11 protein-coding genes are annotated in these 9,155 nt (G+C 69.1%); 3 read left to right on the forward strand and 8 right to left on the reverse strand.

Annotated elements, in window-relative coordinates; genetic code table 11:
* Position 1 precedes the first annotated feature (1 nt).
* The 7 genes from METRZ18153_RS0102125 to METRZ18153_RS0102155 are packed head-to-tail and all read right to left on the reverse strand — an operon-like array spanning position 2 to position 5,326.
* Positions 2-604, reverse strand: coding sequence for a riboflavin synthase (locus METRZ18153_RS0102125; RefSeq protein ID WP_020163186.1), 603 nt, complete (start codon positions 602-604; stop codon positions 2-4).
* Between the two features lie 41 nt (positions 605-645).
* A complete protein-coding gene (gene dsbD, locus METRZ18153_RS0102130) occupies positions 646-2,502 on the reverse strand; it encodes a protein-disulfide reductase DsbD (RefSeq protein ID WP_020163187.1) in 1,857 nt (618 codons plus the stop codon).
* Positions 2,499-2,834: a divalent-cation tolerance protein CutA gene (gene cutA / locus METRZ18153_RS0102135; RefSeq protein ID WP_020163188.1), complete on the reverse strand. Its 336-nt coding sequence runs from the start codon at positions 2,832-2,834 to the stop codon at positions 2,499-2,501. Before cutA ends, dsbD begins: the two co-directional genes overlap by 4 nt.
* Positions 2,831-3,496: an alpha/beta hydrolase gene (locus METRZ18153_RS0102140; RefSeq protein WP_020163189.1), complete on the reverse strand. Its 666-nt coding sequence runs from the start codon at positions 3,494-3,496 to the stop codon at positions 2,831-2,833. Before METRZ18153_RS0102140 ends, cutA begins: the two co-directional genes overlap by 4 nt.
* Positions 3,496-3,804 (reverse strand): (2Fe-2S) ferredoxin domain-containing protein, encoded by a 309-nt coding sequence (locus tag METRZ18153_RS0102145; protein ID WP_019915560.1) that lies wholly within the window; start codon positions 3,802-3,804, stop codon positions 3,496-3,498. The genes METRZ18153_RS0102140 and METRZ18153_RS0102145 overlap by 1 nt, the downstream gene beginning before the upstream one ends.
* A gap of 29 nt (positions 3,805-3,833) precedes the next feature.
* Positions 3,834-4,922, reverse strand: a complete 1,089-nt coding sequence (locus tag METRZ18153_RS0102150; protein ID WP_020163190.1) for a VanZ family protein — start codon at positions 4,920-4,922, stop codon at positions 3,834-3,836.
* Positions 4,919-5,326, reverse strand: a complete 408-nt coding sequence (locus METRZ18153_RS0102155; protein ID WP_020163191.1) for a YqaA family protein — start codon at positions 5,324-5,326, stop codon at positions 4,919-4,921. The genes METRZ18153_RS0102150 and METRZ18153_RS0102155 overlap by 4 nt, the downstream gene beginning before the upstream one ends.
* A gap of 116 nt (positions 5,327-5,442) precedes the next feature.
* Here METRZ18153_RS0102155 and ilvA point away from each other — a divergent pair, with 116 nt between their 5' ends.
* The 3 genes from ilvA (at position 5,443) to METRZ18153_RS0102170 (ending at position 8,519) form a co-directional block, all read left to right on the forward strand.
* Positions 5,443-6,954, forward strand: coding sequence for a threonine ammonia-lyase, biosynthetic (ilvA, locus tag METRZ18153_RS0102160; protein ID WP_020163192.1), 1,512 nt, complete (start codon positions 5,443-5,445; stop codon positions 6,952-6,954).
* Positions 6,951-7,904: a YVTN family beta-propeller repeat protein gene (locus tag METRZ18153_RS0102165; RefSeq protein ID WP_020163193.1), complete on the forward strand. Its 954-nt coding sequence runs from the start codon at positions 6,951-6,953 to the stop codon at positions 7,902-7,904. Before ilvA ends, METRZ18153_RS0102165 begins: the two co-directional genes overlap by 4 nt.
* Positions 7,905-7,991: 87 nt before the next feature.
* A complete protein-coding gene (locus METRZ18153_RS0102170; protein ID WP_020163194.1) occupies positions 7,992-8,519 on the forward strand; it encodes an SRPBCC family protein in 528 nt (175 codons plus the stop codon).
* A 50-nt stretch (positions 8,520-8,569) separates the two neighbouring features.
* On the opposite strand, the gene METRZ18153_RS0102175 is transcribed toward METRZ18153_RS0102170, so the two are convergent.
* Complete coding sequence (locus tag METRZ18153_RS0102175) at positions 8,570-9,079, reverse strand: hypothetical protein (RefSeq protein WP_020163195.1); 510 nt, start codon at positions 9,077-9,079, stop codon at positions 8,570-8,572.
* Positions 9,080-9,155 lie beyond the last annotated feature (76 nt).

Below are 9,155 nucleotides of genomic sequence, written 5' to 3' on the forward strand. Positions count from 1 at the left end.
ATCAGTCCTCTGCAGCCATCATGCGCTCCGCGTAGCGGGCGATGAGGTCGATTTCAAGATTGACCCGGCTGCCTGCCTTCAGGCTGCCGAGCGTGGTGACCTGTACCGTGTGCGGAATCAGGTTGATCGAAAATTCGCAGCCATCCTCGACGTCGGTCACGCGATTCACGGTGAGGCTGACGCCCTGCACCGTGATCGAGCCCTTGCGCGCGATGTAGCGGGCCAGCGGCTTGGGCGCGACGATGACCAGTTCGTGCGATTCGCCGACGCGTTCGAAGCTGCGCACCGTGCCTACGCCGTCGACGTGGCCGCTGACCAGATGGCCACCCAGCCGGTCGGACAGGCGCAGCGCCTTTTCCAGGTTCACCTCGCCGGGTGCGTCGAGGCCGGCGGTGCAGTTCAGCGTTTCCTTCGATACATCGAACTGCGCGTTGCGGCCGTCGAGGCCGATCACCGTCAGGCAGACGCCGTTGTGCGCGATCGAGTCGCCGAGGGCGACGTCGTCCAGGCCGAGACCGGCGGTGTCCACGGTCAGACGGACGCCCTGTTCGAGCGGATCAATGCGGGTGATGCGGCCGACGGCGGCCACGATGCCGGAAAACATGGGGAAGGGTGCGCAGCGGAAAGATGCGCGATTTTACGCGATCAGCGCGCGCTGCTGGCAGCGATTACGCGATCGAGGCTGGCGGCGAAGGCCTCGGCCGGCACGAAACCGACCGTGCGCGCGCTGTCGATCTCGCGTCCGCCGGGGCCGAAGAACAGGATGCCCGGCGGTCCGAACAGGCCGAAACGCTTCAGCAGCGCCTGATGCTCGGCGTCGTTCGCGGTCACGTCGGCCTTCAGCAGCGTGAAGCCGGCCAGTCGTGCAGTCACCTGTGGATCGGCGAAGGTGAAGCGCTCCATTTCCTTGCAGCTGACGCACCAGTCGGCGTAGAAGCCGAGCATCACCGGGCGCGTGGCGGCGCTCAACCGGGCCTCCAGTTCAGCCACGCTGCGCACCGGTTCGAACACCGGTTTCGCCTCGGCCGCCGCCGCACCGCCACGCAGCACCGACAGCGGCTGCAACGGGTCGCGCGAGCCGGCCGCGGCGCCGATCAGGATGCTGGCACCAGCCAGCAGCGCGATCACGCCAACGCCCTTCCACAGCTTGTGCCAGCCCTTGGCGTGCGCCGGCAGCGGGTCGAGCGCATGCAGGTAGATGCTGCTGGCGATCAGCAGCGCCGCCCAGGCCAGCATCACCAACAAGGCGGGCAGTACCGGCTGTGCGATCCAGATCGCGGTTGCCAGCAGCAGCACGCCGAAGAAGCGCTTGACGCCTTCCATCCACGGACCGGTGTGCGGCAGCAGCGAGCGCGACGCCACGCCGACCGCGATCAGCGGCGCGCCCATGCCCAGCGCCAGCGCGAACAGCGCCAGGCCGCCGAGCGCAGCGTCGCCGGTCTGCGCGATGTAGAGCAGCGTGCCGGCCAGCGGCGCGGCGACGCAGGGGCCGACGATGAGCGCCGACAGCGCGCCCATCGCGACGATGCCGCCATAGGAGCCACGCCGGTGGTTGGCCGTGTCGGACAGGCGCGACTGCAGTGCGGTCGGCAGCTGCAGTTCGTAGAAGCCGAACATCGACAATGCGAGCACGACGAACAGCAGCGCGAAACCGCCCAGCACCCAGGCGTTCTGCAGCGCCGCCGACAGCAGCGTGCCGGACAGCCCGGCCGCCACGCCGGCGACGGCGTAGGTCACCGCCATGCCCAGCACGTAGGCGAGCGACAGCGCGAGCGCGCGGCCGCGCGAAATGTGAGCGCCGTGGCCGACGATGATGCCGGACAGGATGGGCACCATAGGCAGCACGCAGGGCGTGAAGCTCAGTGCCAGACCGAAGCCGAAGAAGGTGATGGCGACCAGCCACAGATTGCCGCCGCGCAGCAGGCCGGCGGCGAAGGAGCCGTCGTCGGCCGGGGCGGCGCTGGGGGCCGGCGCCTCCACTGGTGTCGACGCTTCGCTACTCATCGCGCGGCCGCGCAGCCGGTCCAGCAGGCCGCCGCCCGCGTTGTCGCCATCGAGGCCGACCGGCCACACGCGTACGCCGGGCTGTGCCGGGTCGAGCAGCACCGTCTGTTCGCTCGGCGGGTAGCACACGCCGGCGTCGGCGCAACCCTGCGACGCCACCTTCAGCGTCACCGTCTCGCCGCTGGCGCTCAGCGGCAGACGGATCGACAGCTGGCCGCGATGCACCTCGACGTCGCCGAAGATTTCGTCCTTCTTCATCTTGCCCGGCGGGATGTCCGGCGTGCCGAGTGCCGCCTGTTCGGCAGCGAAACCCAGCTTGTCGCGGTACAGGTAATAGCCGTCGGCGATGTCGAAGCGCACTTCGACGGTGTTGAGGTCCACCACCTGGGCCGACAGGCGGAAAGCCTGTTCCAGCGGCAGCAGTTCGGGTTCGGCGCGCACGGGTGCTGTGGCCAGCAGCGCCAGCCAGGCCAGCGCGGCAATGAGGATGCGGATCATCGGCTTTCCGGGTGCTTGGTCGTCATGTCGCCCACCCACTGCAGATAGGCCGGCAGACCGCGGTCCACCGGCAGCGCAATGATTTCGGGCAGGTCGTAGGGGTGCAGCGCACGCAGCGCGGATTCGAGCGCGTCGTAGGCGGCGACGGTGGTCTTGATCGCCAGCGGCACCTCGTCCGCCTCCTCGATCGCGCCCTGCCAAGGGTAGATGGACCGGACCGGCGCACCGATGCTGACGCAGGCGGCGTGTCCGCTCTCGACCAGCGATCGCGCGATGCCTTGCGCGGTCGCGGCGTCCGGCAGCGTGGTCAGCACCAGCAGCACGTCGGTCATTGCCCGGCTGGCGTGGTGGCACGCCACCAGCGTTCGATCAGCACGCGCAGCACGTGCAGCTTGCCGTGGAAGAAGTGGCCGCTGTCGCCGAGCACGGCCACCGGCAGGTTCTGCGGCGCCGCCCAGGCCAGCACATTGGCCAGCGGCACGACCTGGTCGCGCTCGCCGTGGATCACCAGCGCGTCGTCGCGCACCGGGCCCGGCTCGTAGTGCCGGATGCCCTCGACACTGCCGGCGGCCAGACCGACCAGCACCATGCCGGCGACCGGACGACCGTTCTCGGCCAGACGGTCGGCGACGCGGGTGGCGACGAAGGCGCCGAAGGAGAAGCCTGCGACGATGACCGGCAGGTCGCCGTAGGCATTCAGGCCGTGTTCGATCACCGCCAGCTGGTCGTCTGTTTCGCCGCGGCCTTCGTCGTGCGTGCCTTCGGTCGCGCCGACGCCGCGGAACTGCGAGCGCAGCGTGACGCAGCCCAGTTCGCGCAGCGCCCGCGCGACGGTCACCACCACCTTGTTTTCCATGGTGCCGCCGAACAGCGGGTGCGGGTGGCCGATCAGCGCCAGTGCGCGCGGCGCGTGGTCCGGTCGCTCGGCCAGCACCTCGATGCCGCCGACCGGGCCGGCGATCACCGTCCGTTCGGACTGGATGCGCGTATTCATCAGACTTTCAGCCGTTCGACGACGCGGCCGTGCACCAGGTGCTCGTCGATGATTTCGTCGATGTCCTCGCGGTCCACATAGGTGTACCAGACCGCCTCCGGGTAGATCACCATGACCGGGCCTTCGCCGCAGCGGTCCAGGCAGCCGGCCATGTTGACCCGGGTCTTGCCCTCGCCGGACAGGCCCAGCGCCTTGACGCGCTGTTTCGCGTAGTCGCGCAGCGCGGCGGCGCCCAGCGCGGCACAGCACTGTTCGCCTTCGGCGCGCTGGTTGCAGCAGAAGAATACGTGGTGCTTGAAGTGGCTCATGCGAAGCTCGGGTTCGGACAAAGACGTGATTATCGGTGATCGTGGGCGGCATGGCGGCCGCGGCTTTCGCGCAGTTGCAGCGCCATCAGGTAAGGCAGCGCGAAATACGGCCACAGCGCCGACGCCAGTCGGGTCAGACCGCTGAAATTGAAAAAGTGCCCGGCCCGCCAGGCATCGGACACCGCCGACGGGTAGGGGTTGTCGGGCGCCAGGTTCACCAGTGCCACGCCGGCGAGCAGGGCCAGCGCCGCGACGCCGAAGCGCAGCGTGACCGGCAGCCACAGCGCGACGCGCAGCGCGACAGCGCCGCCGGCCAGCCCGGCCAGCGCGCCCGGCGTGGCCCACAGCCAGGCACCGCCGGCCGGCACCAGTACTGCACCGGAGCCGGCCTTGATCGCCAGCGCGACGACGAAAGTCGAGCCGAGCAGCCAGAAGCTGCGCGCGCGCATGCTGTGCCAGCCGATCACGCCGACGCTCACCATGGCGCAGATGCAGGCGCCGATCTCCACCGCGCGGTAGCGCCGTTCGGTGAAATCGACCGGTGCTTCGAGGCCGAACACCCAGCGCAGGTCGCCCAGACCGAACAGTGGCGTGTCCGGATCGATCTGCGCCAGCCACCACAGCACGAGCAGCACCAGCGCGAATTCGCCGGTGTGGCCGCGCACGATGCGGCGCGCACGCCAGCGCGCCAGCGCGCCGCCGTCGCCCAGCATGCCGCCCCAGCGCGCGCCGAGCAGTGCGCCGCAGGCGGCGCCCAGGGCATTCGACGCGACGTCGAGATTGGACGGCACGCGGGTCGGCAGATAGTGCTGCAGGACTTCGAGCCCGATAGACAGGCCGGTCGCCAGCAGGCAGGCGAGCAGGAAGGCTGGCAGACGGCGCAGCCAAGGCGACGCGGCCGGCACCAGCAGGAAGCCCAGCGGCAGGTAGCCGAGCGCATTGGCGATCACGTCGAAACGCGTCCAGTAGCGCGGCCAAGGCGCGCTCAGGAAGCCGAGCAGGTCGCCGCCCCCTTCGCGGAAGTCGCCCAGCGGGTGCAGGCTGGCGTAGGCGATCAGCAGCGTCCACAGCAGCGCGAGGTGGCGGGCGAGATGGGTGGCGTGGCGACTGTTCTTCATGCCATCAGCCCGGCGATGGCGAGGTAGCGCGCACCTTTGCCGATCGCCATCATGACTGCGCTGCGCAGCGGCGGCAGGCGCAGCCAGCCGGCGGCGATGCACAGTGCGTCGCCGATCAGCGGCACCCAGGACAGCAGCAGCGCCGTCGTGCCGTGTGTCTGCACCAGCGCCAGCCGGCCCGGCAGTTCCTTGCGCGGGATGAAGCGCCCCATCGCGTAGCTCACCATGCCGCCGGCGGTGTTGCCGGCGGTGGCCAGCAGCAGCGCGGCGTCGCGTTGTTCCGGGTGGGTGGCGAGCACGGCCAGCAGCGCCGCTTCCGAGCCGCCGGGCAGCACGGTGGCCGACAGGAAGCTGGCGAGCGTCAGTCCGGCCAGGCTGGCTTCGGCCCCGGGCATGAAATCCATGCTCAGCGCGCGTCCGTGCCGGGCGCGATTTGCCCCCGGCCTGTGCGCGCTGCTAGGCTTGCGTGCTTGCGCATCGGCCATTCCGGCGCCGGTGCGGGCTGCGCTGTGTCCTCATCATGCAAACCGACTACCTCGAAAGAATCCTCAACGCGCAAGTGTACGACGTCGCGGTCGAAACGCCGCTCGATGCCGCACCGAACCTCTCGCGGCGCATCGGCAACACCGTATTGTTCAAGCGTGAGGACATGCAGCCGGTGTTCTCGTTCAAGCTGCGCGGCGCCTACAACAAGATCGCCCAGCTGTCGGACGAGGCGCGCGCGCGTGGCGTCATCTGCGCGTCGGCAGGCAACCACGCCCAGGGCGTGGCGCTGTCGGCGGCCAAGGTGGGTTGCCGTGCGGTCATCGTGATGCCGACGACGACGCCGCGCATCAAGGTGGACGCGGTGGCGGCGCGCGGCGGCGAGGTGGTGCTGGCTGGCGAATCCTACGACGAGGCCTACGCGCACGCCCGCAAGCTCGAAGCCGAGCAGGGCCTCACCTTCGTGCATCCTTTCGACGACCCGGACGTGATCGCCGGTCAGGGCACGATAGGCGTCGAAATCCTGCGCCAGCACCCGAAGCCCATCGACGCCGTGTTCTGCTGCGTCGGCGGCGGCGGGCTGATCGCCGGTGTGGCGGCCTACATCAAGCGGCTGCGTCCGAACACCCGCATCATCGGCGTCGAGGCGTCCGACGCCGACGCGATGGCGCAGTCGCTGAAGGCGGGCAGGCGCATACAGCTCGACAGCGTCGGGCTGTTCGCCGATGGCGCCGCGGTCAAGCTGGTCGGCGAGGAAACCTTCCGGCTGGCGCAGCAGTACGTCGACGAGATGGTGCTGGTCGATACCGACGCCATCTGCGCCGCGATCAAGGACGTGTTCGAGGACACCCGCTCGATTCTGGAGCCGGCCGGTGCGCTGGCGGTGGCCGGCGCCAAGGCCTGGGCGGCGCGCAACAACGTGAAGGGCAAGACCCTGGTCGCGGTGGCCAGCGGCGCCAACATGAATTTCGACCGCCTGCGCTTCGTCGCCGAACGCGCCGAGATCGGCGAGTCGCGCGAAGCGGTGCTGGCGGTGACGCTGCCCGAGCGCCCGGGCGCCTATCGCGAACTGGTGGCGCTGTTCGGTCGCCGCAACATCACCGAACTGAACTATCGCTACAAGGACGCCAGCGAGGCGCATGCCTTCGTCGGCGTGCAGGTATCGGGCCGCGCCGAGGCCGCCGAGCTGGTGAAGCACCTGGACGCCAACGGCTACCCGGCGCTGGATCTGACCGACGATGAAATGGCCAAGCTGCACGTGCGCTACATGGTCGGCGGCCGCAGCCCGGCAGTCGGCCACGAACAGGTGTTCCGCTTCGAATTCCCGGAACGTCCCGGCGCGCTGATGAAATTCCTCGACTCGATGAGTCGCGACTGGAACATCAGCCTGTTCCACTACCGCAACCACGGCGCCGACTACGGCCGCGTGCTGGTCGGCATGCAGGTGCCGCCGGGCGACGCGGCGGCGCTGCAGCGCTTCCTCGATACGCTGGGCTATTCCTGGCGCGAGGAAACCGCCAACCCGGCCTACAAGCTTTTCCTCGGATGAGGCGCTTCGCCGTCCTGCTGGCGCTGTGCGCCGCGGCGACCTGTGCGTCGGCCGGGCCGCTGGCCTACATCACGAACCAGGGCTCGCATGAAGTGACGGTGGTCGACGTCGACGCGTCCACCATCGTCGCCCGCCTGCCGGCGGGCAAGTCGCCGGCAGGCGTCTGGGTCAGCGAGGCGGCCGGCAAGGCCTTCGTCAGCGCGCCGGACAGCGCGACGATCACCGTGATCGATCTGGCCAGCCGCGCGGTGGTGGGCGAGAGGAAGGCCGGCCGCAGCCCGGTCGGCATCACCGTCACGCCGGACGGCCGGCGTGTGCTGGTGGCCGACTGGTTCTCGCACCGCGTGCTGGTGTTCGATGCGTCAAGCCACGCCGCGCTCGGCGAGATCGCGGTCGGCAACGCGCCGGCCGGGCTGGTCGCGTCGCCCGACAGTCGTACCGCCTATGTCGCCAACCGCGACGACAATGCGGTCGGCGTGCTCGACCTCGATGCGATGAAGCAGACCGGCGTCATCGCCGTCGGCAACCATCCGTTCGCGCTCGAACTGTCGGCCGACGGCCGCACGCTGTATGCGCTGAACGTGTGGAGCGACGACGTGTCGGTGGTCGACCTCGCACAGTCACGCACGGTCGCTACACTGCCGGTCGGCAAGGCGCCCTATGGCATCGCTTTCTCTGACGATGGCGCGCGCGCATATGTAACGAATCAGAAGGGCGACAGCGTATCGGTCATCGACACCGCGGAACGGCGCGTCATCGCGACCTGGCCCTCGGTCGTTTATCCCGAGGGCGTCGCGGTGGCCGGCACTAAACTGCTGGTCGTGAGCTGGATGGACGATCTGGTCGGCGTGTACGACGCGCGGACCGGACAGTCGCTGGGCAGCATCGAACTCGGGCGCAACCCGCGCGGTTTCGGGCGCTTCATGCACAAGCCTGCGGCGGCACGTTGATCGCGACAGTGCTTGCCGCTATCTTCACCGCCTTTTTCGTCGCCGACTTTTCAACCCAACCATTCTGACAACGAGGAGATTCAACCCATGCGTTTTGTATCGGCATTCGTCATGATGCTGGCCGCGTCGCTGGCGGCATCGTTCGCCCACGCGCACGGCCCGACCCGCCAGAAGGCGTTCGAAACCATCACCATCAAGGCCAGCCCGGATGCGGTGTGGGCCAAGGTGAGCGATTTCACCCAGCTGCAGGGCTGGCATCCGGCGGTCGAGAGCAGCACCGCCACCAACGGCAGCAACGTCGGCTCGGTGCGTACGCTGAAGCTCAAGGGCGGCGGCGAACTGGTCGAGACGCTGGAGTCCATCGACCCGGCGGCGAAGAAGTTCTCCTACCGCGCCAAGGACGGCGGCGCGCTGCCGGTGACCAACTACAGCTCGAACCTGACGGTGAAAGCCGGCGACGGCGGCACCTCGGTGGTCGAATGGCGCGGCGCCTTCTATCGCAAGTACATGAACAACGACCCCCCGAAGGGTGAGGACGACGAAGCCGCGCTGAGCGCGGTGACCGGCGTCTACAAGAGCGGTCTGGAAAACCTGAAGAAGGTGATGGAGAAGTAAGCGTCCGCAGGACGCAACGAACCGGGCCACGCGGCCCGGTTTTTTTTCGCCTACGGAAACACCGGAATGTCCGGATCGGCGCCGTGCGGCTGCACCTGCGGATGCAGGGCGCGCACCCGTTCGGTGATTTCGTCGACCCGCGCGCGCGGCACGTCGAGCATGACCAGCAGCTGGCCCTGTTCGATCGCGTCCTCGAAGGCCTTCAGGTGCGTGTTGCCGGCAGTCAGCCCGACCATGCCGCCGACCCAGGCGCCGGCGCCGGCACCGCCCAGGCCGGACGCCAGCAGGATGCCGCCGGCGATTACCGCCGCGCCAGGCGACAGCGCCAGCCCGATCAGCCCGCCCAGTATGCCGACGCTGCCGCCCATGGCCAGTCCGCGCTGCACGGCCGGCGAAAAGTCGGACTTCTGCAGCATGGTCGCCTCAGGCAGCTCTTCCAGCGGCGTGCCGCGTCGCGCCAGGATGTGGATGTGCTTCTCGGGAATGCGCGCCACCAGCATGTCGTTGACCACGGTGCGCGCCGTATCGATGCCGGGTACCAGGAAATAGATGCGTTTCATGCCGTCCTCCTCCGTGCGGGGCCTTGCAGGCGCGCACCCCGGTGCCGGCAGGCGCGCGATCAGGTCGGGACTGCTT

Source organism: Methyloversatilis discipulorum (assembly GCF_000385375.1).
Classification (GTDB): Bacteria; Pseudomonadota; Gammaproteobacteria; order Burkholderiales; family Rhodocyclaceae; genus Methyloversatilis; species Methyloversatilis discipulorum_A.

Bases quoted from the DNA above. Each gene is read 5' to 3' on its own strand.
- METRZ18153_RS0102125 (WP_020163186.1), bottom strand. From the start codon at position 604: ATGTTTTCCGGCATCGTGGCCGCCGTCGGCCGCATCACCCGCATTGAT.
- dsbD (WP_020163187.1), bottom strand. From the start codon at position 2,502: ATGATCCGCATCCTCATTGCCGCGCTGGCCTGGCTGGCGCTGCTGGCC.
- cutA (WP_020163188.1), bottom strand. From the start codon at position 2,834: ATGACCGACGTGCTGCTGGTGCTGACCACGCTGCCGGACGCCGCGACC.
- METRZ18153_RS0102140 (WP_020163189.1), bottom strand. From the start codon at position 3,496: ATGAATACGCGCATCCAGTCCGAACGGACGGTGATCGCCGGCCCGGTC.
- METRZ18153_RS0102145 (WP_019915560.1), bottom strand. From the start codon at position 3,804: ATGAGCCACTTCAAGCACCACGTATTCTTCTGCTGCAACCAGCGCGCC.
- METRZ18153_RS0102150 (WP_020163190.1), bottom strand. From the start codon at position 4,922: ATGAAGAACAGTCGCCACGCCACCCATCTCGCCCGCCACCTCGCGCTG.
- METRZ18153_RS0102155 (WP_020163191.1), bottom strand. From the start codon at position 5,326: ATGGATTTCATGCCCGGGGCCGAAGCCAGCCTGGCCGGACTGACGCTC.
- ilvA (WP_020163192.1), top strand. From the start codon at position 5,443: ATGCAAACCGACTACCTCGAAAGAATCCTCAACGCGCAAGTGTACGAC.
- METRZ18153_RS0102165 (WP_020163193.1), top strand. From the start codon at position 6,951: ATGAGGCGCTTCGCCGTCCTGCTGGCGCTGTGCGCCGCGGCGACCTGT.
- METRZ18153_RS0102170 (WP_020163194.1), top strand. From the start codon at position 7,992: ATGCGTTTTGTATCGGCATTCGTCATGATGCTGGCCGCGTCGCTGGCG.
- METRZ18153_RS0102175 (WP_020163195.1), bottom strand. From the start codon at position 9,079: ATGAAACGCATCTATTTCCTGGTACCCGGCATCGATACGGCGCGCACC.